Origin of the sequence: Pseudomonas sp. IT-347P, from assembly GCF_949768005.1 — a bacterium.
Taxonomy (GTDB): Bacteria; Pseudomonadota; Gammaproteobacteria; order Pseudomonadales; family Pseudomonadaceae; genus Aquipseudomonas.
The window spans coordinates 55,285-77,289 of the sequence record NZ_CATKPQ010000044.1; the positions used below are offsets into that span (position 1 = coordinate 55,285).

Annotated in this window: 23 protein-coding genes; 13 read left to right on the forward strand and 10 right to left on the reverse strand. The window is 59.3% G+C overall.

Translation table 11 applies throughout. From position 1 onward, the window contains the following. Positions 1-8: 8 nt before the first annotated feature. The 7 genes from hpf to ACM6IV_RS16550 all read right to left on the reverse strand — a co-directional run bounded on the left by hpf (position 9) and on the right by ACM6IV_RS16550 (position 5,408). Complete coding sequence (hpf, locus tag ACM6IV_RS16520; RefSeq protein WP_007912419.1) at positions 9-317, reverse strand: ribosome hibernation-promoting factor, HPF/YfiA family; 309 nt, start codon at positions 315-317, stop codon at positions 9-11. A gap of 73 nt (positions 318-390) precedes the next feature. Beyond that, positions 391-1,884, reverse strand: coding sequence for an RNA polymerase factor sigma-54 (locus ACM6IV_RS16525; protein WP_414870806.1), 1,494 nt, complete (start codon positions 1,882-1,884; stop codon positions 391-393). Between the two features lie 187 nt (positions 1,885-2,071). Then, positions 2,072-2,797, reverse strand: a complete 726-nt coding sequence (lptB, locus tag ACM6IV_RS16530; RefSeq protein ID WP_008085069.1) for an LPS export ABC transporter ATP-binding protein — start codon at positions 2,795-2,797, stop codon at positions 2,072-2,074. Then, positions 2,797-3,342 carry a lipopolysaccharide transport periplasmic protein LptA gene (gene lptA, locus ACM6IV_RS16535; RefSeq protein WP_038357536.1) on the reverse strand — a complete coding sequence of 182 codons (546 nt, stop codon included), beginning with the start codon at positions 3,340-3,342 and terminating at the stop codon, positions 2,797-2,799. Before lptA ends, lptB begins: the two co-directional genes overlap by 1 nt. After that, entirely contained in the window at positions 3,329-3,901 is a 573-nt protein-coding gene (gene lptC, locus ACM6IV_RS16540; protein WP_414870807.1) for an LPS export ABC transporter periplasmic protein LptC, read from the reverse strand. The genes lptA and lptC overlap by 14 nt, the downstream gene beginning before the upstream one ends. An 8-nt stretch (positions 3,902-3,909) precedes the next feature. Beyond that, on the reverse strand, positions 3,910-4,434 hold the full coding sequence (locus tag ACM6IV_RS16545) for a KdsC family phosphatase (RefSeq protein WP_007912407.1): 525 nt from the start codon (positions 4,432-4,434) through the stop codon (positions 3,910-3,912). Beyond that, complete coding sequence (locus ACM6IV_RS16550; RefSeq protein WP_016984151.1) at positions 4,434-5,408, reverse strand: KpsF/GutQ family sugar-phosphate isomerase; 975 nt, start codon at positions 5,406-5,408, stop codon at positions 4,434-4,436. Before ACM6IV_RS16550 ends, ACM6IV_RS16545 begins: the two co-directional genes overlap by 1 nt. 275 nt (positions 5,409-5,683) lie before the next feature. Between ACM6IV_RS16550 and ACM6IV_RS16555 the strand changes: the two genes are divergently transcribed. The 10 genes from ACM6IV_RS16555 (at position 5,684) to hisC (ending at position 13,648) form a co-directional block, all read left to right on the forward strand. After that, on the forward strand, positions 5,684-6,493 hold the full coding sequence (locus ACM6IV_RS16555; RefSeq protein ID WP_007912403.1) for an ATP-binding cassette domain-containing protein: 810 nt from the start codon (positions 5,684-5,686) through the stop codon (positions 6,491-6,493). Then, positions 6,493-7,290: a lipid asymmetry maintenance ABC transporter permease subunit MlaE gene (mlaE, locus tag ACM6IV_RS16560; protein ID WP_414870808.1), complete on the forward strand. Its 798-nt coding sequence runs from the start codon at positions 6,493-6,495 to the stop codon at positions 7,288-7,290. The genes ACM6IV_RS16555 and mlaE overlap by 1 nt, the downstream gene beginning before the upstream one ends. After that, on the forward strand, positions 7,290-7,757 hold the full coding sequence (mlaD, locus tag ACM6IV_RS16565; protein ID WP_007912400.1) for an outer membrane lipid asymmetry maintenance protein MlaD: 468 nt from the start codon (positions 7,290-7,292) through the stop codon (positions 7,755-7,757). Before mlaE ends, mlaD begins: the two co-directional genes overlap by 1 nt. An 11-nt stretch (positions 7,758-7,768) precedes the next feature. Further along, on the forward strand, positions 7,769-8,422 hold the full coding sequence (locus ACM6IV_RS16570; protein WP_414870809.1) for an MlaC/ttg2D family ABC transporter substrate-binding protein: 654 nt from the start codon (positions 7,769-7,771) through the stop codon (positions 8,420-8,422). After that, positions 8,419-8,724: an STAS domain-containing protein gene (locus ACM6IV_RS16575; RefSeq protein WP_414870810.1), complete on the forward strand. Its 306-nt coding sequence runs from the start codon at positions 8,419-8,421 to the stop codon at positions 8,722-8,724. The genes ACM6IV_RS16570 and ACM6IV_RS16575 overlap by 4 nt, the downstream gene beginning before the upstream one ends. 115 nt (positions 8,725-8,839) lie before the next feature. Beyond that, positions 8,840-9,079: a BolA family protein gene (locus ACM6IV_RS16580; RefSeq protein WP_008085051.1), complete on the forward strand. Its 240-nt coding sequence runs from the start codon at positions 8,840-8,842 to the stop codon at positions 9,077-9,079. 22 nt (positions 9,080-9,101) lie between these two features. Next, complete coding sequence (murA, locus tag ACM6IV_RS16585) at positions 9,102-10,367, forward strand: UDP-N-acetylglucosamine 1-carboxyvinyltransferase (RefSeq protein ID WP_007912385.1); 1,266 nt, start codon at positions 9,102-9,104, stop codon at positions 10,365-10,367. A gap of 127 nt (positions 10,368-10,494) precedes the next feature. Next, a complete protein-coding gene (hisG, locus tag ACM6IV_RS16590; RefSeq protein WP_007912384.1) occupies positions 10,495-11,130 on the forward strand; it encodes an ATP phosphoribosyltransferase in 636 nt (211 codons plus the stop codon). Between the two features lie 124 nt (positions 11,131-11,254). Beyond that, positions 11,255-12,592, forward strand: a complete 1,338-nt coding sequence (hisD, locus tag ACM6IV_RS16595; RefSeq protein ID WP_007912383.1) for a histidinol dehydrogenase — start codon at positions 11,255-11,257, stop codon at positions 12,590-12,592. Between the two features lie 3 nt (positions 12,593-12,595). After that, on the forward strand, positions 12,596-13,648 hold the full coding sequence (gene hisC / locus ACM6IV_RS16600) for a histidinol-phosphate transaminase (RefSeq protein WP_414870811.1): 1,053 nt from the start codon (positions 12,596-12,598) through the stop codon (positions 13,646-13,648). A 194-nt stretch (positions 13,649-13,842) separates the two neighbouring features. Here the strand turns inward: hisC and ACM6IV_RS16605 are convergent, their stop codons facing one another. The 3 genes from ACM6IV_RS16605 to algW all read right to left on the reverse strand — a co-directional run bounded on the left by ACM6IV_RS16605 (position 13,843) and on the right by algW (position 17,926). Next, positions 13,843-14,562, reverse strand: coding sequence for a DUF4198 domain-containing protein (locus ACM6IV_RS16605; protein ID WP_414870812.1), 720 nt, complete (start codon positions 14,560-14,562; stop codon positions 13,843-13,845). A gap of 12 nt (positions 14,563-14,574) precedes the next feature. After that, positions 14,575-16,680 (reverse strand): TonB-dependent siderophore receptor, encoded by a 2,106-nt coding sequence (locus tag ACM6IV_RS16610; RefSeq protein ID WP_414870813.1) that lies wholly within the window; start codon positions 16,678-16,680, stop codon positions 14,575-14,577. 88 nt (positions 16,681-16,768) lie between these two features. Beyond that, on the reverse strand, positions 16,769-17,926 hold the full coding sequence (gene algW / locus ACM6IV_RS16615; RefSeq protein WP_414870814.1) for a Do family serine endopeptidase AlgW: 1,158 nt from the start codon (positions 17,924-17,926) through the stop codon (positions 16,769-16,771). 103 nt (positions 17,927-18,029) lie between these two features. Between algW and ACM6IV_RS16620 the strand changes: the two genes are divergently transcribed. The 3 genes from ACM6IV_RS16620 to cysN all read left to right on the forward strand — a co-directional run bounded on the left by ACM6IV_RS16620 (position 18,030) and on the right by cysN (position 21,864). After that, positions 18,030-18,788, forward strand: a complete 759-nt coding sequence (locus tag ACM6IV_RS16620) for a Nif3-like dinuclear metal center hexameric protein (RefSeq protein ID WP_414870815.1) — start codon at positions 18,030-18,032, stop codon at positions 18,786-18,788. Between the two features lie 250 nt (positions 18,789-19,038). Beyond that, positions 19,039-19,956 carry a sulfate adenylyltransferase subunit CysD gene (gene cysD, locus ACM6IV_RS16625; protein ID WP_007912374.1) on the forward strand — a complete coding sequence of 306 codons (918 nt, stop codon included), beginning with the start codon at positions 19,039-19,041 and terminating at the stop codon, positions 19,954-19,956. Positions 19,957-19,965: 9 nt separating this feature from the next. Beyond that, complete coding sequence (gene cysN / locus ACM6IV_RS16630; RefSeq protein WP_414870816.1) at positions 19,966-21,864, forward strand: sulfate adenylyltransferase subunit CysN; 1,899 nt, start codon at positions 19,966-19,968, stop codon at positions 21,862-21,864. The last annotated feature ends 141 nt before the right edge of the window (positions 21,865-22,005 follow it).

Consider the following 22,005-nt stretch of genomic DNA (forward strand, 5'->3'; position numbering starts at 1 on the left):
TAGGGATGTTAACGACCGGTTGCGCCCTGAAGGAGGCTCTGGGTCTTTTCCTTATGCTTTTTGAGTTGGCGATCCAGCTTGTCGGTCAGTGAGTCGATCGCAGCATACATATCAGTATCTTCTGCGTTGGCGACCACTTCGCTGCCGGGTATATGCAAGGTGGCTTCGATTTTCTGCTTCAGCTTTTCGACGCACATCGTGACTTGCACGTTGGTGATCTTGTCGAAATGTCGCTCCAGTCGTTGGAGTTTTTCCTCGATGTAGGAACGCAGAGGTTGGGTCACTTCCAGTTGGTGTCCACTGATGTTGACTTGCATACAGCTTCTCCTTCGTTGCCAGTGCATAAAGCGGCAGGCCGAAAAGCCTGCCACTGGAACGCTGTAACGTGGCTTACATCAACCGCTTGCGTTCGCTCGAAGGCGCGATCCCGAGGGATTCGCGGTACTTGGCGACGGTGCGGCGAGCCACCTGAATGCCTTGTGCCTCCAGTAAACCAGCGATCTTGCTGTCACTCAACGGCTTTTTCTGATTTTCCGCGGCAACCAGTTTTTTGATGATCGCGCGGATCGCTGTGGACGAGCATTCGCCGCCCTCGGAGGTGCTGACGTGGCTGGAGAAAAAGTATTTCAACTCATAAATACCGCGCGGGGTATGCATGAATTTCTGCGTGGTCACCCGGGAAATCGTCGATTCGTGCATACCGACCGCTTCGGCGATGTCGTGCAGGACCAACGGCTTCATGGCTTCGTCGCCGTACTCCAGAAAACCGCGCTGATGCTCGACGATCTGGGTGGCTACTTTCATCAGGGTTTCGTTACGGCTCTGCAGGCTCTTGATGAACCAGCGGGCTTCCTGCAATTGATTGCGCATGAAGGTGTTGTCGGCGCTGGTGTCGGCGCGGCGGACGAAACCCGCGTACTGGGCGTTGACGCGCAGGCGTGGCACCGACTCCTGATTGAGTTCGACCAGCCAGCGCTCGTTGTCCTTGCGCACGATGACGTCGGGGACAACGTATTCGGCTTCAGTCGATTCGATTTGCGAACCCGGGCGCGGATTGAGGCTCTGCACCAGTTCGATGACCTGACGCAGCTCGTCTTCCTTGAGCTTCATGCGTCGCATCAACTGGCTGTAATCGCGGCTGCCGAGCAGATCGATGTAATCGCTGACCAGACGTTTCGCTTCAGCCAGCCATGGCGTCTTGGCGGGTAACTGACGCAATTGCAGCAGCAGGCATTCACTAAGGTTGCGCGCGCCGATACCAGCCGGTTCGAATTGCTGGATGCGATGTAGAACGGCTTCGATTTCGTCGAGTTCAATGTCCAGTTCCGGATCGAACGCCTCGAGGATTTCCTCGAGGGTCTCGTCCAGGTAGCCCTGATTATTGATGCAATCGATCAGGGTGACGGCGATCAGGCGATCGGTGTCGGACATCGGTGCGAGATTCAGTTGCCACAGCAGGTGGCTCTGCAGGCTCTCGCCGGCGGAGGTGCGGGTGGTGAAGTCCCACTCGTCATCATCGCTGCTGGGCAGGCTACTGGCGCTGGTCTGGTAAACGTCTTCCCAGGCCGTGTCGACTGGAAGCTCGTTGGGGATGCGTTCGTTCCATTCACCGTCCTCGAGGTTATCTACCGTCGGCGCGGTTTCCTGATAGGAAGGTTCCTGGATCTCGGTGTTGGGCTTCTGTTCGGCGTTGTCGGCCATGGGGTCGGAATTGTCGAAGTCGTCGCCTTCTTCCTGGCGTTCGAGCATCGGATTGGATTCCAGAGCCTCCTGGATTTCCTGTTGCAGATCCAGGGTCGACAATTGGAGCAGGCGGATGGCCTGTTGCAGCTGCGGTGTCATCGTCAGCTGCTGGCCCATTCTCAAGACTAGCGATGGTTTCATGGCAGGGGCTTAACACCTTATTCGCCGGCGCTATGCGCCATCCACTACAGGGCGCCGAAGCGCCAAACTTAAGCAAATTATATGCCTGAAACTGAAGTGTTTGCCTAGAGCGCCGTAACAATTAAAGCGGATTAAATCCTGCTTGAATCGATACAGCGCCCGGGCGGCGCACCGGGCACTGTTGCGCTTACAGGCGGAACTCGTGGCCCAGATACACTTCCTTGACCAGATCGTTGGCCAGGATGGTTTCTGCGTCGCCTTCAGCGATCAGTTGACCATCGTTGACGATGTAAGCGGTTTCGCAGATATCCAGCGTCTCACGGACGTTGTGGTCGGTGATCAATACACCGATGCCTTTGGCCTTGAGGTGGTGGATGATCTGCTTGATGTCGCCAACCGAGATCGGGTCGACACCGGCGAATGGTTCGTCGAGCAGGATGAATTTCGGTGCGGTCGCCAGAGCGCGGGCGATTTCCACCCGGCGGCGTTCACCACCGGACAGGCTCATGCCGAGGTTGTCGCGGATGTGGCTGATGTGGAATTCCTGCAGCAGGCTTTCCAGCTCCTTGCGGCGGCCGGCCTTGTCGAGCTCCTGACGGGTCTCGAGGATGGCCATGATGTTGTCGGCCACCGACAGTTTGCGGAAGATCGACGCTTCTTGCGGCAGATAACCGATCCCGGCCTTGGCACGACCGTGCATTGGCTGGTGGCTGACGTCCAGATCGTCGATCAGCACGCGGCCCTGATCGGCCTGTACCAGCCCGACGATCATGTAGAAGCAGGTCGTCTTGCCGGCGCCGTTCGGGCCAAGCAGGCCGACAATCTGGCCGCTGTCGATCGACAGGCTGACGTCACGCACGACCTGGCGGCTTTTATAGGCCTTGGCCAGGTGCTGAGCTTTCAGAGTTGCCATTACTGGGTTTTCTCGTCGGTTTTCTTCTTCGGCTGGATCACCATGTCGATGCGCGGACGCGCCTCGGTGACCTTGCTGCCGGTAGCGCGACCGGCGCTGGCCAGTTTCTTCACGGTGTCGTAGACGATTTTTTCGCCCTGAGTGACGTTGCCGTCTTTGTCGACGACCTTGGCCTTATCGATCAGCACGACGCGGTTTTGCTGGGCGTGATATTGAATCGTCACGCCGTAGCCTTGAACCGGTTTGGTGTCACCCTGGGTTTGCAACTGCTCGAAGTAAGCCAGATTGCCCACGGAGGTCACCACGTCGATATCGCCATTCGGCGCGCGAGTCATGGTGACGGTGTTGCCTTTAACGATCATCGAGCCCTGGGTGATGATCACATCACCTTTATAGGTCGCGATGCCGTTCTTGTCGTCCAGTTGGGCGTCGTCGGCCTGAATGCGGATAGGTTGCTGCTGATCGTTCGGCAGAGCCCAGGCGCTCACGCTTCCCAGTGCTGCGCCCAGACTGAGCAAAATAGGGAGGGTTTTAACGAGCCTCATACTGTCCTCTTACGTTCGATTGCAGGTGTATCCTGCTGTCCTTCAGGTACGCTTTCATTCCGACGCCAGTCGATACGCCACCAGCGCCCTCGATTCTAACGGGTTGCGCAGTCTGCGCATATTCTTGCTGCGGGAACACGGTCATGCGCGTGCTGGTGATCAGGGTGCCGCGCTGTTTTTCATCGGTGCGCTGCACGCGGACCGAATCGATCAGTTCCACTTCGGTACCGCCCGAATTCACTTCGCCGCGCTCGCTGGTCACGTGCCATGGGAAGTCGGTGCCGCGATACATGTTCAAATCAGGCTTGGTCACCAGAGTGATATCGGTGGCCTTGACGTGTTCGGCCTTGTCGGAGGTCATCTCGTACTGCACTTTGCCATCGGGCAGGTACTGAATGGTGTGCGTGTTGGTTGCATACCAGTCGATAGGCGTTTCCACCGAGGTGACCGGTGGTTTGTCGAGAAAACGTTCCGGGCTGATATTCCAATAGCCGACCGCTGCGAAAATCGCAGCGATGCAGCCGAACAGCAGGAAGTTGCGAAATTTTTTGCTGAACATGGTTTGGCTCACAGGTACGCGGCGTTAGCCGCATCGAGGCGGCCCTGGGCGCGCAGGATCAATTCGCAGAATTCGCGGGCGGCACCTTCGCCACCACGGGCCCGGGTAACGCCATGGGCGTGTTCGCGGACGAAATCGGCGGCGTTGGCCACGGCCATGCCAAGGCCCACACGGCGGATTACCGGCAGGTCGGGCAGGTCGTCACCGAGATAGGCGACCTCTTCATAGCTTAGGCCCAGTTGCTCAAGCAGGCCGTCGAGGACAACCAGTTTGTCTTCGCGCCCCTGAAACAGGTGGGGAATCCCCAGGTTTTTCGCGCGACGCTCGACCACCGGCGTTTTGCGACCGCTGATGATAGCGGTCTGCACGCCGGCGTTCATCAGCATTTTGATGCCTTGGCCGTCGAGGGTGTTGAAGGTCTTGAATTCGCTGCCGTCTTCAAGGAAGTACAGGCGACCGTCAGTGAGGACGCCGTCGACGTCGAAAACCGCCAGTTTGATCGCTTTGCCGCGTTGCAGCAGATCGTTGCTCATTACATGACTCCTGCGCGCAGCAGGTCGGAGAGGTTGAAGGCGCCGACCGGGCGATCTTCCTCGTCTACGACGACCAGTGCGTTGATTCGGTGGTCTTCCATGATTTTCAGGGCCTCGGCGGCCAGCATCTCGGGCCGGGCAGTCTTGCCGTGGGCCGTCATGACCTGGTCGATGGTGGCACTGCGAATGTCGATGCTGCGGTCAAGCGTACGGCGCAAGTCGCCGTCGGTGAAGATCCCGGCCAGTTTACCGTCCGCTTCAAGGATGACGGTCATGCCCAGACCTTTACGGGTCATTTCCATCAATGCGTCCTTGAGCAGCGTGCCGCGTTGGACTTGCGGCAACTCCTGGCCGGCGTGCATGACGTTTTCCACTTTCAGCAGCAGTCGACGGCCAAGGGCGCCGCCCGGATGCGAGAAAGCGAAATCTTCAGCGGTGAAGCCGCGCGCTTCCAGCAGCGCTACGGCCAGTGCGTCCCCCATGACCAGGGCCGCAGTGGTCGAAGAGGTCGGCGCGAGGTTCAGCGGGCAGGCTTCATGCTCGACGTGAACGTTGAGATTGACCTCGGCAGCCTTGGCCAGTGGCGATTGCGGGTTGCCGGTGACGCTGATCAACTGGATGCCCAGACGTTTGATCAGCGGCAGCAGGGTCACGATTTCGTTGGTCGAGCCGGAGTTCGACAGGGCTAGGATCACGTCATCGCGAGTGATCATGCCCATGTCGCCATGGCTGGCTTCGGCCGGGTGGACAAAAAACGCCGGGGTGCCGGTACTGGCCAGGGTTGCGGCAATCTTGTTGCCGATGTGCCCGGATTTGCCCATGCCGACCACGACTACACGGCCCTTGCTGGCCAGAATCATCTCGCAAGCGCGTACGAAATCGGCGTCGATATGGGGCAACAAGCCTTGTACGGCTTCCACTTCGAGTTGGATGGTGCGTTGTGCCGATTGAATCAGGTCGCTGGATTGGCTCATGTCAGAAATCGTATAGCCCGATGAAAAGGCGGCGATTATAGCGGTTATGTTGCAAAGCCTCACGCAAGTTCGTCGTGCTTTGTCATTACTCGTTACCAAAACCCGGTAAAAGAGCCTGCGCACCTGTCATATCGCCGAACTCAGGCTGGTACAAGCCTTGGGCGCTTCGCCTTTGCAGTGATATAGTTCGCCGCCAGTTCGGCCTGCCCGGGATGTACGTACTTTTTAAGTAAAGACAGGCGTCCGAGTGAGAGGCTGCATCGCAAGGAGTTTAGATGAGTGCCGATAACGCCTACGCGGTCGAGCTGAAGGGAGTCTCCTTCAAGCGCGGTGCGCGCAGCATTTTCAATAACGTCGATATTCGCATCCCGCGCGGCAAGGTCACCGGCATCATGGGGCCTTCCGGGTGTGGCAAGACCACGCTGCTGCGATTGATGGGCGCACAATTGCGCCCTGCCAGCGGTGAAGTCTGGGTCAACGGCCAGAATTTGCCTGCGCTTTCGCGCAGCGATTTGTTCGATGCGCGAAAGCACATGGGTGTGCTGTTTCAAAGCGGCGCGCTGTTCACCGATCTCGATGTGTTCGAGAACGTGGCTTTCCCCCTGCGTGTTCATACCGATTTGCCGGAAGAAATGATCCGCGACATCGTCCTGCTCAAATTGCAGGCGGTCGGTCTGCGCGGCGCCATCGAGTTGATGCCGGATGAACTGTCCGGTGGCATGAAGCGCCGCGTCGCACTGGCGCGGGCGATTGCGCTCGATCCGCAGATCCTCATGTACGACGAACCGTTCGTCGGCCAGGACCCGATTGCCATGGGCGTGCTGGTGCGCCTGATCCGCCTGCTCAACGATGCGCTGGGGATCACCAGTATCGTGGTGTCCCACGATCTGGCCGAAACCGCGAGCATCGCCGACTACATCTATGTGGTGGGTGATGGTCAGGTGCTGGGGCAGGGTACGCCGGACGAGTTGATGAACTCGGACGAACCGCGGATCCGCCAGTTCATGACCGGCGATCCCGATGGCCCGGTGCCGTATCATTTTCCAGCGACGGATTACCGCGCAGATCTTCTGGGGAAGCGCTGATGCGCAGAATTTCATTAATAGAACGCGTGCGCCGGTTCGGCGAGGCGGCGATCGACGCCGTCGCGGTGTTCGGTCGTGCGACGCTGTTCCTGTTTCATGCCTTGCTGGGGCGCGGCGGGATCAGCGGCGGTTTCAGTCTGCTGATCAAGCAGTTGCATTCAGTCGGCGTCATGTCGCTGGTGATTATCGTTGTTTCCGGGATTTTCATTGGCATGGTGCTGGCGCTGCAGGGCTTCAGCATTCTGTCGAGCTACGGTTCGGAGCAGGCGGTGGGGCAGATGGTTGCGCTGACCCTGTTGCGTGAGCTGGGTCCGGTGGTGACTGCGCTGTTGTTCGCCGGTCGTGCCGGTTCGGCCCTGACTGCCGAGATTGGCAACATGAAGTCCACCGAGCAGCTGTCCAGCCTGGAAATGATCGGTGTCGATCCGCTCAAGTACATCATTGCTCCGCGCCTGTGGGCCGGCTTCATTTCCCTGCCGGTGCTGGCGATGATTTTCAGCGTGGTCGGTATCTGGGGCGGTTCGTGGGTGGCTGTCGACTGGCTGGGTGTGTATGAAGGCTCTTATTGGGCGAACATGCAGAACAGCGTGAATTTCACCAGTGACGTGCTCAACGGCGTGATCAAAAGTATTGTTTTCGCCTTTGTAGTGACCTGGATTGCCGTATTCCAAGGCTATGACTGTGAGCCCACTTCCGAGGGCATCAGTCGCGCCACCACCAAGACCGTGGTATTCGCCTCACTGGCGGTACTGGGTCTGGACTTTATTCTGACCGCTTTGATGTTTGGAGATTTCTGATGCAAAACCGCACCCTGGAAATCGGTGTCGGCCTGTTCCTGCTGGCAGGGATCCTGGCTTTGTTGCTGCTTGCTTTGCGGGTCAGTGGCCTGTCTCCGACGTCGACCACCGACACCTATAAACTGTATGCCTACTTTGACAATATCGCCGGTTTGACGGTCAGAGCCAAAGTGACCATGGCCGGTGTGACCATCGGCAAGGTCACGGCGATCGATCTGGATCGCGACAGCTTCACCGGTCGGGTCACCCTGCAAGTGGATAAGAAGGTCGACAATCTGCCAACCGACTCCACAGCGTCTATCCTGACCGCTGGTCTGCTGGGCGAGAAGTACATCGGTATCAGCGTCGGCGGGGAAGACAAACCGCTGAAGGATGGTGGAACCATCCACGACACGCAGTCGTCACTGGTACTGGAAGACCTGATCGGTAAATTCCTGCTCAATACCGTTAGCAAAGACGCCAAATGAGGAGCTTTTGAATGATCTCTACCTTGCGACGTGGCCTGTTGGTGTTGCTCGCGGCATTGCCACTGCTGGCCAACGCTGCGCCTGGGCAATCCGCGCATGATCTGGTTCAGGACACCACGAACCGGATGCTTGCCGATTTGCAGGCCAATAAAGAGAAGTACAAGCAGGATCCGCAGGATTTCTACACGGCGTTGAACACCATCGTCGGTCCGGTGGTGGACGCTGAAGGCATTTCCAAAAGCATCATGACCGTGAAGTATTCGCGCAAGGCGACGCCTGCGCAGATGCAGCGCTTTCAGGAAAATTTCAAGCGCGGCCTGTTCCAGTTCTACGGCAACGCCTTGCTTGAGTACAACAACCAGGGCATCACTGTTGATCCGGCCAAGGACGAATCGGGCGATCGCACCAGCGTCAACATGACCGTCAAGGGCAGCAGCGGCGCAATCTATCCTGTGCAGTACACGCTGGAGAAGATCAACGGCGAGTGGAAACTGCGCAACGTGATCATCAACGGTATCAACATCGGCAAACTGTTCCGTGATCAGTTCGCCGACGCGATGCAGCGCAATGGCAACGATCTGGACAAGACTATCGATGGCTGGGCCGGTGAAGTGGCCAAGGCCAAGCAGGAAACCGACAAAGCTGCCGAGAAGCCAGCACAATGAGTGAGGCCGCAGTTCGTATGAGTGATGTCGACGAGCTTCTGCTCAGCGGCGTGCTGGATTACCGCACCGGCGCAGACTTGCGCAAGGAAGGCCAGGCGCTGATCAAATCCAGCAAGGCGTCCTCGCTGGTGATCGATTGCTCGGCGGTGAAGAAGTCCAGCAGCGTCGGCTTGTCGTTGCTGCTGTGCTTCATGCGCGATGCGAATGCGGCCGGCAAGGCTGTGAGCATCCGCGCGATGCCCGAAGACATGCGCGAAATTGCTCAGGTCAGTGAACTGACCGAACTGTTGGCGCACCCCTGAACCCGCATCAATAAAGAAGCCCCCCGTCAGAGTCCTGCCATGCGGGGTTCGCAGGCGCGGGGCTTTTTTGTATGATGTCCGACCCGTGCGCACAGGGCGCCGATTGAGGTTGAGCATGCAGGCCGTAGAAGTGAAGAGCTTCCTTGAAGGAAAGCTGCCCGGAACGTTGGTAGAAGTTGAGGGCGAAGGCTGCAATTTCCAGCTGAACGTGATTAGCGATGAACTGGCGGCGTTGAGCCCGGTGAAGCGTCAGCAGCAGGTCTATGCCCATTTGAACCCATGGATCACCGATGGCAGCATCCATGCGGTCACTATGAAATTTTTCAGCAGCGCGGCCTGGGCCGAGCGCACCTGAGCCTAAGGGCGTCGAGATTCTTATGGATAAATTGATTATTACCGGTGGCGCTCGTCTTGATGGCGAGATCCGCATTTCCGGGGCAAAGAACTCTGCCCTGCCGATCCTGGCCGCCACCCTGCTGTGCGATGGCCCGGTGACCGTTGGCAACCTGCCGCACCTGCACGACATCACCACCATGATCGAGCTGTTCGGTCGCATGGGCATCGAGCCGGTGATCGACGAGAAACTCAGCGTCGAAATCGACCCGCGCACCATCAAGACCCTGATCGCCCCGTACGAACTGGTGAAAACCATGCGTGCGTCGATCCTGGTACTGGGCCCGATGGTTGCCCGTTTCGGTGAAGCCGAAGTGGCTTTGCCTGGTGGTTGCGCGATCGGTTCGCGTCCGGTCGACCTGCACATCCGTGGCCTCGAAGCCATGGGCGCGGTCATCGACGTCGAAGGCGGCTACATCAAGGCCAAGGCGCCTGAAGGTGGCCTGCGCGGTGCGCACTTCTTCTTCGACACCGTCAGCGTGACCGGTACCGAGAACATCATGATGGCCGCGGCTCTGGCCAAGGGCCGCAGCGTACTGCAGAACGCCGCCCGTGAACCTGAAGTGGTTGACCTGGCGAACTTCCTCAACGCCATGGGCGCCAAGGTTTCCGGCGCCGGTACCGACACCATCACCATCGATGGCGTCGAGCGTCTGGGTTCGGCTTTCTATAAGGTCATGCCTGACCGTATCGAAACCGGCACCTACCTGGTTGCCGCTGCCGTGACCGGCGGCCGCGTCAAGGTCAAGGACACTGATCCGACCATCCTTGAAGCCGTTCTGGAAAAACTCCGTGAAGCCGGCGCAGAAATCACCTGCGGTGAAGACTGGATCGAGCTGAACATGCACGGCAAGCGTCCGAAAGCCGTCAACGTGCGCACCGCGCCTTACCCGGCTTTCCCGACTGACATGCAGGCACAGTTCATCTCGCTCAACGCCATTGCCGAAGGCACCGGCGCCGTGATCGAGACGATCTTCGAAAACCGTTTCATGCACGTGTACGAACTGCACCGCATGGGCGCCAAGATCCAGGTCGAAGGCAACACCGCTATCGTCACCGGTACTGAAGTTCTCAAGGGCGCGCCTGTGATGGCGACCGACCTGCGTGCTTCGGCCAGCCTGGTGATCTCGGCGCTGGTTGCTGAAGGCGATACTTTGATCGACCGCATCTACCACATCGACCGTGGTTACGAGTGCATCGAAGAAAAACTGCAGATGCTGGGCGCCAAGATCCGTCGCGTTCCGGGCTGATTGCTGCATCGGGACACAGGGACGTGTCCGTTGAATTCGTTTTGAGTCGAGCCGGTTTACGGCTCGATGTGTGTCCGGCGCCGATTGCGACCGGACATGAGTACCTTGATAAGGACTGACGTTTCCCATGTTGACCATCGCACTGTCCAAGGGCCGCATCCTTGACGACACCCTGCCGCTTCTCGCCGAAGCGGGCATCGTGCCGACCGAGAATCCGGACAAGAGCCGCAAGCTGATCATTCCCACGACCCAGGACGACGTTCGTCTGCTGATCGTGCGTGCCACCGATGTGCCGACCTATGTCGAGCATGGCGCGGCCGACCTCGGCGTTGCCGGCAAAGACGTGTTGATGGAATACACCGGCCAGGGTCTCTACGAGCCTCTGGATCTGCAGATTGCCCAGTGCAAGCTGATGACTGCCGGCAAGATCGGCGCGCCTGAGCCCAAGGGCCGTCTGCGCGTGGCGACCAAATTCGTCAACGTCGCCAAGCGTTATTACGCCGAGCAGGGTCGTCAGGTCGATATCATCAAGCTTTATGGCTCGATGGAACTGGCGCCGCTGATCGGTCTGGCGGACAAGATCATCGACGTGGTCGACACTGGTAACACCCTGCGCGCCAATGGCCTGGAACCTCAGGAACTGATCGCCACGATCAGCTCGCGCCTGGTGGTCAATAAAGCTTCGATGAAAATGCAACACGCCCGGATCCAGGCGTTGATCGATACCCTGCGCAATGCAGTGGAATCGCGACACCGCGGCTGATTTACCTGCGCGACCCAGGTCGCGCCGTCTATCCGCCTCATAGCCAGAATTCTCAGGTGCCTAAGCGGATCGAATGATAGTTTCGGGCGCCTGAGTTTTTTGCCATTCCTATGAGGCTCTCGCTATGACCGCACCGACTGCAATTCGCCGACTCAACGCTGCTGACCCGGATTTCGCGCATCATCTGGATCATCTGTTGAGCTGGGAAAGTGTGTCTGACGACTCGGTCAATCAGCGCGTGCTCGACATCATCAAGGCGGTGCGCGAGCGTGGTGACGCGGCGCTGGTCGAGTTCACCCAGAAGTTCGACGGCCTCGAAGTTGCCTCAATGGCTGATCTGATCCTGCCGCGCGAGCGTCTGGAACTGGCCCTGACCCGCATCACCGTGGCACAGCGCGAAGCTCTGGAAAAAGCCGCGGCCCGTGTGCGCAGTTACCACGAAAAACAGAAGCAGGATTCCTGGAGCTACACCGAGGCTGACGGCACAGTATTGGGCCAGAAGGTCACGCCGCTGGACCGCGCCGGTCTGTACGTGCCGGGCGGCAAGGCGTCGTACCCGTCGTCGGTGTTGATGAACGCGATTCCGGCCAAGGTCGCTGGTGTGACCGAAGTGGTCATGGTCGTGCCGACCCCGCGCGGTGAAATCAACGAACTGGTGTTGGCGGCCGCGTGCATCGCTGGCGTCGATCGCGTGTTCACCATCGGTGGCGCGCAAGCGGTTGCTGCTCTGGCTTATGGCACCGAAAGCGTGCCGCAAGTCGACAAGGTTGTTGGCCCGGGCAACATCTATGTCGCCACCGCCAAGCGTCACGTGTTCGGTCAGGTCGGCATCGACATGATCGCCGGCCCTTCGGAAATCCTCGTGGTGTGCGATGGCCAGACTGATCCGGACTGGATTGCGATGGACCTGTTCTCGCAAGCCGAACACGACGAAGACGCTCAGGCGATTCTGGTCAGCCCGGACGCCGAGTTTCTCGACAAGGTCGCCGCGAGCATCGACAAACTGCTGCCAACCATGGACCGTGCGACCATCATCGAAACTTCGATCAATGGCCGTGGTGCGCTGATTCACGTGAAGGACATGGCGCAAGCCATCGAAGTCGCCAACCGCATCGCCCCGGAACACTTGGAGCTGTCGGTGGCTGACCCACAGGCCTGGCTGCCGCAGATCCGCCACGCGGGTGCAATCTTCATGGGCCGCCACACCTCCGAAGCGTTGGGCGATTACTGCGCGGGCCCGAACCATGTGCTGCCGACCTCCGGCACCGCGCGTTTCTCCTCGCCGCTGGGTGTGTATGACTTCCAGAAGCGTTCGTCGATCATCTTCTGCTCCGAGGCCGGTGCTTCCGAGCTGGGTAAAACGGCATCGGTTCTGGCCCGTGGCGAATCGCTGAGCGCGCACGCGCGCAGCGCTGAATACCGCATCAAAGACGAAGACTTTCTAAAAGGGCAGGGGAACTGAGCGATGAGTAAATTCTGGAGCCCGTTCGTCAAGGATCTGGTGCCATACGTGCCGGGCGAACAGCCGAAGCTGACCAAACTGGTCAAGCTCAATACCAACGAGAACCCGTACGGCCCCTCGCCAAAAGCCTTGGCGGCGATGCAGGTCGAGCTTAATGACAATCTGCGTCTGTACCCGGACCCGAACAGCGACCTGTTGAAAACTGCCGTCGCCGATTACTACGGCGTGCAGAGCAATCAGGTGTTCCTCGGTAATGGTTCGGATGAAGTGTTGGCGCACATCTTCCACGGTTTGCTGCAACACGATCAGCCGCTGCTGTTCCCGGACATCAGTTACAGTTTCTATCCGGTTTACTGCGGGTTGTACGGCATCAAATACGATGCGGTGCCGCTGGACGCGCAGTTCCAGATCAACCCGGCCGACTACGCCAAGCCGAATGGCGGGATCATTTTCCCTAACCCGAACGCCCCCACCGGTTGCCTGTTGGCACTGGACGCGGTCGAACGGATCCTCAAGGCCAGCCCGGATTCGGTGGTCGTGGTGGACGAGGCCTACATCGACTTCGGTGGCGAAACCGCGATCAGTCTGGTGGACCGTTATCCGAACCTGCTGGTGACGCAGACCCTGTCCAAGTCGCGGTCGCTGGCCGGGCTGCGGGTGGGCCTGGCGGTCGGGCATCCGGACCTGATCGAGGCGCTGGAGCGGATCAAGAACAGCTTCAACTCCTATCCGCTGGATCGTCTGGCGATTGTCGGCGCGGCAGCGGCGTTCGAAGATCGTGAGTATTTCGACAAGACCTGCCGCTTGGTAATCGAGAGCCGTGAGTGGGTGATCGCGCAATTGCAGGCCAAGGGTTTTGAAGTGCTGCCGTCGGCGGCGAACTTCATTTTCGCCCGGCATCCGCAGCACGATGCGGCGGGACTGGCGTCCAGGTTGCGTGAGCAGGGCGTGATCGTGCGGCACTTCAAGCAGGAACGGATCGCGCAGTTCCTGCGGATTTCGATTGGCACGCCGGAGCAGAATCAGGCGCTGATTGATGGGCTTGGCGACCTCTAAAAGCAAAAGCCCCTCACCCTAGCCCTCTCCCAGAGGGAGAGGGGACTGATTGGGGGATGTTCCTGAGTTGCACCGACCTGAACTTGCTCTACCGAATCCATAATCGACGCGGTCTCTCAGGTCGATGTATCCCGCAAGACAACTCTATCGGCTCCCTCTCCCTCCCGGGAGAGGGCTGGGGTGAGGGCCTGCTCTTATTCGTGATGCGGCTCGCCCAGGAAAGTCAGCGAACTAAACAGCCCACGGCTATTAACATCCGCGCTGTCCTTCACCGGCACTTCCACCTGCGCCGCAATCACATTCAACCCTTCATTACGCACCAGCACCTGCGCACGGCCATCCTTGTCAGTCTCGGTGCTCACTGTGTTCGGCGCGCTGCGATAGTCGCCAACCAACTTCACCCCCGCCGCTGGTTTGCCATCGAGCAATACCCGCACCGGCAATGACTTGCCCGGCCCAACGGTCAGCGGATCAACCTCCGGCACAATCAGCAACTTGATCTGATCCAGCTTGGGCAACTTCACCCCCGGCTGGTAAACCGCCAGGCTGTACTTGAACGTCTCGGTTGCCTCAATGGCACTCGGCACTTTGCTGCGGCCTTCGTTGATCCACTTCTTGTCAGCCGTTTGCGACCACATGCCATTGTTCAATGCCACGGCCATCACCGCAGGCGACTTCAACGGTTTCAGGCGAGCATGATCGGCCAGGCGCTCGACGCTCACCGGAATCATCTTGCCGCCCGCATCGTAAGCCCAGGCCCCACTGATCTTCTGCGCCTTGAACGCGTTGTCCTCAGCGCCATGACCGTAGACCACTTCGATGTTGCCGCGGCGCTGTTCGGTCCACAGGCCATGGGCGGAAACCTGGCCGGCGAACAGCGCGGCGATGAGTACAAGGGATTTGCCGTATTGCATGGTGACGTCCTTTTACAGGTTGAGTGTCAGGCTGACGGTGAAATTGCGCGGCTCGCCGGGGTTGACCCAGTAGTTGCTGTAAGAGCGCTCGTAGTACTTTTCGTCGAAGAGGTTGTTCAGGTTGAGGCCGACGGTGACGTTGTCGCTGGCCTTGTAATGCGCCAGCAAATCGACGGTGTGATAGGCCGGCAATTCGAAGTCGCTGCCGGACTCTCCCGAGCGATCGCCGACATAGGTGAATGCCGCGCCGACGTCCGAGCCGCGCAAATGGCCATCCTGAAACTCATAAACCCCGAGCAGGCTGCCGCTGCGTTTGGCCACGCCGAGGATGCGGCTGCCGGTGGGGATCACTGCGTCGCCCTTGGTCACTTCAGCATCGATGTAGGCGAACGCGCCGATGACTCGCACCGCATCGGTGACCTGCCCGGTGATCTGCCAATCGAAACCGCGACTGCGCGCCTTGCCCATGGCGCGGCTGGTGTCGGTGGCCGGATCGAGAGCGAGGACGTTTTCCTTGTCGATGTGGAAGAAGGCGAGGGTGCTGCTCAGGCGCTCGTCGAACAGCTCGTTCTTGATCCCGACTTCGTAACCGACGCCTTCTTCCGGATCGAAGGATTTGCCAGCGGCGTCGAGGCCTTTGTTCGGTTTGAACGAGGTTGAGGCGTTGGCGAACAGGCCGGTGTCCGGCGTCAGTTGATAGAGCAGGCCGACCCGCTGGGTGAGGGCATCGTGACGTTGATGGCTGGTGGCGTTACGGCTGTGATCGTCGATGTGCTGATCGAAATGCTCGAAGCGAGCGCCGATCATCCCGCGCAGTTTGTCGGTGAAGATGATTTGATCCTGCAGGTTCAGCGCATGGCTTTCGACATGTTCGAAGAAATCGGTGCCCGAGCGGGCGCCCTCGGGTTTCAACTGGCCGTAGACCGGCTTATAGATGTCGATGGCGTAGGGATCGCCGGCGATGGTGGTGACGCGCTCGTCCTTGCGGAAGTTTTCGTACTCGGTGCCGATCAGCAGTTCATGCTGCCAAGGGCCGAGGTCGAACAGGCCGCGCAGTTCCAGTTGGGTGATGCTGTCATGCCAACTGCTATCGCGTTCGCGCAAGCGACGGTTGACCGTGTGGCCGTCGGCGTTCAGCGCTCGTTGTTCCGAGGCGTCGCCCCAGAGTTTGCCTTCCTTGTAGTGGCTGGCCAGACGCACTTTCCAGCTGTCATTGAGGTGATGTTCCAGAGTCGCCTGCAGCAGGTTGTTGTGGTTGTCGATGTTGCCGTCGTTGGGTTCGCCGAGGAAGGTCGAGCGCGAAACACCGCTCCATTTATTGTTGGGCGCGACGATGCCGCGATCGAAGGTGGAGCTGTGACGGACGATTTCGCTTTCCACCAGCAGCGAGGTGTCCGGGTTCAATTGCCAACTGATCGAGGGCGCGACGAACACACGCTTACTGTCGACGTGATCGCGGAAACTGTGGTTGTCCTCGACCGCGAGGTTGATCCGCGACAGCACATTGCCCTGATCATCCAGCGGCGTGTTGACGTCCAGCGCCGTGCGATAGCGATCCCAACTGCCGGCGCTGGTTTGCAATGTGGTGAAAGCTTCCGGCTGCGGTTTCTTGGTGACAATGTTCACCGTGCCGCCCGGATCGCCTCGGCCATAAAGGCTGGCGGCGGGGCCTTTGAGCACTTCGATGCGTTCGATATTCGCCGCGTCTGGTGTACTCGGATAACCCCGGTTGGCACTGAAGCCGTCTTTGTAGAACTCCGAAGTGGTGAAGCCGCGCACGCTGTATTCGTAGAGGGTCAGGCCACCGAAGTTGTTTTGCTTCGATACGCCGCCAGCGAAATCCAGCGCGCGCTCGACGCTGGTGCTGCCCAGGTCCTTGAGCACACTGGCGGGTACCACGCTGATGGCTTGCGGGATATCGCGGATTGCGGTGTCGGTTTTGGTCGCGCTGGCCGAGCGCGTGGCGCGATAGCCTTTGACCGGGCCGGTGGCGGACTCGTATTCGGAGGTGACGCTGATGGCGTCGAGTTCGAGGGGCGTTGGTTCTTCGGCGAAGGCGGGATCGACCAGCAAACCGAGGCTCAGGCCGAGCAGGGAAACCCTTGTTCGAGACGACATGTTATGCTGTTCCAATTGCTAGAATTGAAACAATATAACATGCCTGTTGAGAATGTCTTTTATTCGCGCGCCTGGCGCGAAAAAAGTCTTATTCTTCTTTTTCCTTTACCGGGGCCGGTGGCGGACGCAGGCCGATTTCAGCGGTGAGCTTCAGCTCTTTGCCGTTGCGCATCACCTGAATTGTCACCTTGTCAGTTGGTTTGATCCGCGCGACCTGATTCATCGACTTGCGACCATCGCCGGCCGGTTCGCCGTCGATGCTCAGAATCACGTCACCCAGTTGCAGGCCGGCCTTCTGCGCCGGGCCATCGCGGAAGATCCCCGCGACAACAATCCCCGGACGCCCGGACAGGCCAAACGATTCGGCCAGTTCCTGAGTCAGCGGCTGCACCTCAATGCCGAGCCAGCCGCGAATCACCTGACCGTGCTCGATGATCGACTTCATCACTTCCATTGCCAGCTTCACCGGAATCGCAAAGCCGATACCCTGCGAACCGCCGGATTTGGAAAAGATCGCCGTGTTGATGCCGGTGAGGTTGCCGTTGGCGTCGACCAGCGCACCGCCGGAGTTACCCGGGTTGATCGCCGCGTCGGTCTGGATGAAGTCTTCGTAGTTGTTCAGGCCCAACTGGTTGCGCCCGGTGGCACTGATAATGCCCATGGTCACGGTCTGGCCGACGCCGAACGGGTTACCGATGGCCAGCGCAACGTCGCCGATGCGAATGCTGTCGGAGCGGCCCACGGTGATGGCCGGCAGGGTTTTCAGATCGATTTTCAACACCGCGAGGTCGGTTTCCGGATCACTGCCGATGACGCGGGCGAGGGTTTCCCGGCCGTCCTTCAGGGCAACCACAATCTGATCCGCACCACTGGTCACGTGGTTGTTGGTCAAAATGTAGCCTTCCGGACTCATGATCACGCCGGAACCAAGGCTCGATTCCATGCGTTTCTGTTTTGGCGAGTTGTCACCGAAGAAGCGCCGGAACTGCGGATCCTCAAACAGCGGATGCGCCGGTTTGTTGATGACTTTGGTGGTGTAGAGATTGACCACCGACGGCGCGGCAATGCTCACCGCATCGGCATACGACACCGGCCCCTGCTGCACGCTGGTGGTTTGTGGGGCCTGTTGCAGGTTGACGTCGAGGCTCGGAAGCCCGACCCACTGCGGGTAACGCTGAATAATCAACAGAGCGATAAGCACACCGGCCAACAACGGCCAGCCGAAAAAACGCAGCGCCTTGAGCATTAAGCACGTCCTGGAAAAGTTGCAGGCGGGGTCAGACCGCCCATAATGTCGCGCATTATACGAGGCCGCGCGTGCCTCTGAACGGGATATTTAGGAGTCTTTCATGGCCGTTGCCCTCAGCACCCTCGTCGAAGAAGCCGACCGGTACCTCGGCAGTGCGAAATTTGCCGATTATTGTCCCAATGGCCTGCAGGTCGAGGGTCGCCCGCAGGTGATGCGCATCGTCAGCGGCGTCACCGCCAGTCAAGCGTTGCTGGATGCCGCCGTTGAAGCCGGCGCCGACCTGGTGCTGGTGCATCACGGCTATTTCTGGAAGGGCGAGAATCCGTGCATCACCGGCATGAAGCAGCGTCGCCTGAAGACCTTGCTCAAGCACGACATCAGTCTGCTCGCTTACCACTTGCCGCTGGATCTGCACCCGGATGTGGGCAACAACGTGCAGCTTGCCCGCCAACTCGACATCACGGTCGAAGGCCCGCTGGATCCGGACAATCTGAAAGTCGTCGGTCTGGTGGGTTCGTTGAACGAGCCGATGACCGCGCGCGATTTCGCCCGCAAGGTGCAGGATGTCATGGGCCGCGAGCCGCTGTTGATCGAGGGCAGCCCGATGATTCGTCGGGTTGGCTGGTGCACCGGCGGCGGTCAGGGCTATATCGATCAGGCCGTCGCCGCAGGTGTCGATCTGTATCTGAGCGGTGAAGCGTCCGAGCAGACTTTCCACAGCGCCCGCGAGAACGACATCAGCTTCATCGCCGCCGGGCACCACGCCACCGAGCGCTACGGCGTACAGGCGTTGGGCGACTACCTGGCAAAACGCTTTGCCGTTGAACACATCTTCATCGACTGCCCCAACCCGATCTGAAAACCACCGCATGTCCCTTGTAGGAGTGAGCCTGCTCGCGATAGCGGTGTGTCAGTCACCACTATGTTGTATGTGACAGAGCTATCGCGAGCAGGCTCACTCCTACAGGGGATCGTCGGCCAAACGAGTGGGCATATTCATATGCCCTTTCGATCTAGTAAGCGTCCTGATTAGAAGAGGTCGCTGTGCTAGGATTCCCCGCTCGAACACGGCCCGCTGGCCGTTCATAAGAAAGCTTTCGTGAGTAGCCATGGTCGACAAACTGACGCATCTGAAACAGCTGGAGGCGGAAAGCATCCACATCATCCGCGAGGTGGCCGCCGAGTTCGATAACCCGGTGATGCTGTACTCCATCGGTAAAGACTCCGCCGTGATGCTGCACCTGGCACGCAAGGCGTTCTTCCCGGGCAAACTGCCGTTTCCGGTGATGCACGTCGACACCCGCTGGAAATTCCAGGAAATGTACAAGTTCCGCGACAAGATGGTCGAGGAACTGGGCCTGGACCTGATCACCCACATCAACCCCGATGGCGTGGCGCAGAACATCAACCCGTTCACCCACGGCAGCGCCAAGCACACCGACATCATGAAAACCGAAGGCCTGAAACAGGCACTCGACAAGCATGGTTTCGACGCAGCGTTCGGCGGTGCCCGTCGCGATGAAGAGAAGTCCCGCGCCAAAGAGCGCGTGTACTCGTTCCGCGACAGCAAGCATCGCTGGGACCCGAAAAACCAGCGTCCGGAGCTGTGGAACGTCTACAACGGCAAGGTCAACAAGGGCGAATCCATTCGTGTGTTCCCGTTGTCGAACTGGACCGAGCTGGACATCTGGCAGTACATCTATCTCGAAGGCATCCCGATTGTGCCGCTGTACTTCGCCGCCGAGCGCGAAGTGATCGAGAAGAACGGCACGCTGATCATGATCGACGACGAGCGCATCCTCGAGCACCTGTCCGATGAAGACAAAGCGCGCATCGTCAAAAAGAAAGTGCGTTTCCGTACCCTTGGCTGCTACCCGTTGACGGGCGCGGTGGAGTCCGAGGCCGAAAGCCTCACGGACATCATTCAGGAAATGCTCCTGACGCGAACTTCCGAGCGCCAGGGCCGTGTCATCGACCACGATGGCGCAGGCTCGATGGAAGACAAGAAACGTCAAGGCTATTTCTAAGGGGCTGTCATGTCGCACGCATCTGATTTGATCAGCGAGGACATCCTCGCCTACCTGGGCCAGCACGAACGTAAAGAGCTGCTGCGCTTTTTGACCTGCGGTAACGTCGATGACGGCAAGAGCACCCTGATCGGGCGCCTGCTGCACGACTCGAAGATGATCTACGAAGATCACCTCGAAGCGATCACCCGCGATTCGAAGAAAGTCGGCACCACCGGTGACGACATCGACCTGGCATTGCTGGTCGACGGTTTGCAGGCCGAGCGTGAGCAGGGCATCACCATCGATGTGGCCTACCGCTATTTCTCCACCGCCAAACGCAAATTCATCATCGCCGACACCCCCGGCCATGAGCAGTACACCCGCAACATGGCCACCGGTGCGTCCACCTGTGACCTGGCGATCATTCTCGTCGACGCGCGTTACGGCGTGCAGACCCAGACCCGTCGCCACAGCTTCATCGCCTCGTTGTTGGGGATCAAACACATCGTCGTTGCCATCAACAAGATGGACTTGAAGGACTTCGATGAAGGCGTGTTCGAGTCGATCAAGGCTGACTATCTGAAGTTCGCCGAAGGCTTGAAGATGAAGCCGACCAGCATGCACTTCGTGCCGATGTCTGCTCTGAAGGGCGACAACGTGGTGAACAAGTCCGAGCGCTCGCCGTGGTACACCGGCCAGTCGCTGATGGAAATCCTTGAGACCGTCGAAGTCGCAGGCGATCGCAACTTCACCGATCTGCGTTTCCCGGTGCAGTACGTCAACCGTCCAAACCTGAACTTCCGCGGTTTCGCCGGCACCCTGGCCAGCGGCATCGTGCACAAGGGCGACGAAGTCGTGGTGCTGCCGTCGGGCAAGAGCAGCCGCGTGAAATCCATCGTCACCTTCGAAGGTGAACTGGAGCACGCCGGTCCGGGTCAGGCGGTGACGCTGACCATGGAAGACGAAATCGACATCTCCCGTGGCGACCTGTTGGTGCATGCCGACAACGTGCCGCCGGTCACCGACAGCTTCGAAGCGATGCTGGTCTGGATGGCTGAAGAGCCGATGCTGCCAGGCAAGAAATACGACATCAAACGTGCCACCAGTTACGTGCCGGGTTCGATCGCCAGTATCGTCAACAAGGTCGACGTCAACACACTGGAGGAAGGCCCGGCAAGCGCGTTGCAGCTCAACGAAATTGGCAAGGTGAAAATCGCGCTCGACGCGCCGATCGCCCTCGACGGATACGAAAGCAACCGCACCACTGGCGCGTTCATTGTCATCGACCGCTTGACCAACGGCACCGTCGGCGCCGGCATGATCGTCGCCCAGCCAGTGACCCATGGCACCGCCACGCATCACGGCAAACTGGCGCATGTGGCTACTGAAGAACGCGCTCAGCGTTTCGGTCAGCAACCGGCGACCGTACTGTTCAGCGGCCTGTCGGGCGCGGGCAAGAGCACGCTGGCCTATGCGGTCGAGCGCAAGCTGTTCGACATGGGGCGTGCGGTGTTTGTGCTCGATGGCCAGAATCTGCGTCAGGACCTCAACAAAGGTTTGCCACAGGATCGCGCCGGCCGTACCGAGAACTGGCGTCGTGCCGCGCACGTGGCGCGTCAGTTCAACGAAGCCGGTCTGCTGACCCTGGCTGCGTTCGTTGCGCCTAGCGCCGAAGGTCGTGAGCAGGCCAAGGACCTGATTGGCAAGGATCGTCTGCTGACCGTTTACGTGCAGGCCTCGCCGGCCGTATGCGCCGAGCGTGATCCGCAAGGTCTGTATGCCGCCGCTGGCGACAACATTCCGGGCGAATCCTTCCCGTACGACGTGCCGCTGAATGCCGATCTGGTGATCGACACGCAGTCGCTGAGTCTGGAAGAAAGCGTCAAGCAAGTGCTGGATCTGCTGCGTCAGCGTGGCGCGATCTAAGCGTTAGCCACTAATGAAAAGCCCGCCAATGAGCAATCATCGGCGGGCTTTTTTATTTCAGGCCAACGCGGTCAAAACTGTGAGAGCGGGCTTGCTCGCGAATGCGGTGCGTCATTCAGCATTGATGCCGGCTGATCCACC

Bases quoted from the DNA above. Each gene is read 5' to 3' on its own strand.
- mlaD (WP_007912400.1), top strand. From the start codon at position 7,290: ATGCAAAACCGCACCCTGGAAATCGGTGTCGGCCTGTTCCTGCTGGCA.
- ACM6IV_RS16555 (WP_007912403.1), top strand. From the start codon at position 5,684: ATGAGTGCCGATAACGCCTACGCGGTCGAGCTGAAGGGAGTCTCCTTC.
- ACM6IV_RS16570 (WP_414870809.1), top strand. From the start codon at position 7,769: ATGATCTCTACCTTGCGACGTGGCCTGTTGGTGTTGCTCGCGGCATTG.
- hisC (WP_414870811.1), top strand. From the start codon at position 12,596: ATGAGTAAATTCTGGAGCCCGTTCGTCAAGGATCTGGTGCCATACGTG.
- lptC (WP_414870807.1), bottom strand. From the start codon at position 3,901: ATGTTCAGCAAAAAATTTCGCAACTTCCTGCTGTTCGGCTGCATCGCT.
- ACM6IV_RS16620 (WP_414870815.1), top strand. From the start codon at position 18,030: ATGGCCGTTGCCCTCAGCACCCTCGTCGAAGAAGCCGACCGGTACCTC.
- ACM6IV_RS16575 (WP_414870810.1), top strand. From the start codon at position 8,419: ATGAGTGAGGCCGCAGTTCGTATGAGTGATGTCGACGAGCTTCTGCTC.
- murA (WP_007912385.1), top strand. From the start codon at position 9,102: ATGGATAAATTGATTATTACCGGTGGCGCTCGTCTTGATGGCGAGATC.
- ACM6IV_RS16580 (WP_008085051.1), top strand. From the start codon at position 8,840: ATGCAGGCCGTAGAAGTGAAGAGCTTCCTTGAAGGAAAGCTGCCCGGA.
- hisG (WP_007912384.1), top strand. From the start codon at position 10,495: ATGTTGACCATCGCACTGTCCAAGGGCCGCATCCTTGACGACACCCTG.
- cysD (WP_007912374.1), top strand. From the start codon at position 19,039: ATGGTCGACAAACTGACGCATCTGAAACAGCTGGAGGCGGAAAGCATC.
- ACM6IV_RS16545 (WP_007912407.1), bottom strand. From the start codon at position 4,434: ATGAGCAACGATCTGCTGCAACGCGGCAAAGCGATCAAACTGGCGGTT.
- ACM6IV_RS16550 (WP_016984151.1), bottom strand. From the start codon at position 5,408: ATGAGCCAATCCAGCGACCTGATTCAATCGGCACAACGCACCATCCAA.
- ACM6IV_RS16605 (WP_414870812.1), bottom strand. From the start codon at position 14,562: ATGCAATACGGCAAATCCCTTGTACTCATCGCCGCGCTGTTCGCCGGC.
- ACM6IV_RS16525 (WP_414870806.1), bottom strand. From the start codon at position 1,884: ATGAAACCATCGCTAGTCTTGAGAATGGGCCAGCAGCTGACGATGACA.
- mlaE (WP_414870808.1), top strand. From the start codon at position 6,493: ATGCGCAGAATTTCATTAATAGAACGCGTGCGCCGGTTCGGCGAGGCG.
- ACM6IV_RS16610 (WP_414870813.1), bottom strand. From the start codon at position 16,680: ATGTCGTCTCGAACAAGGGTTTCCCTGCTCGGCCTGAGCCTCGGTTTG.
- hisD (WP_007912383.1), top strand. From the start codon at position 11,255: ATGACCGCACCGACTGCAATTCGCCGACTCAACGCTGCTGACCCGGAT.
- lptA (WP_038357536.1), bottom strand. From the start codon at position 3,342: ATGAGGCTCGTTAAAACCCTCCCTATTTTGCTCAGTCTGGGCGCAGCA.
- algW (WP_414870814.1), bottom strand. From the start codon at position 17,926: ATGCTCAAGGCGCTGCGTTTTTTCGGCTGGCCGTTGTTGGCCGGTGTG.
- cysN (WP_414870816.1), top strand. From the start codon at position 19,966: ATGTCGCACGCATCTGATTTGATCAGCGAGGACATCCTCGCCTACCTG.
- hpf (WP_007912419.1), bottom strand. From the start codon at position 317: ATGCAAGTCAACATCAGTGGACACCAACTGGAAGTGACCCAACCTCTG.
- lptB (WP_008085069.1), bottom strand. From the start codon at position 2,797: ATGGCAACTCTGAAAGCTCAGCACCTGGCCAAGGCCTATAAAAGCCGC.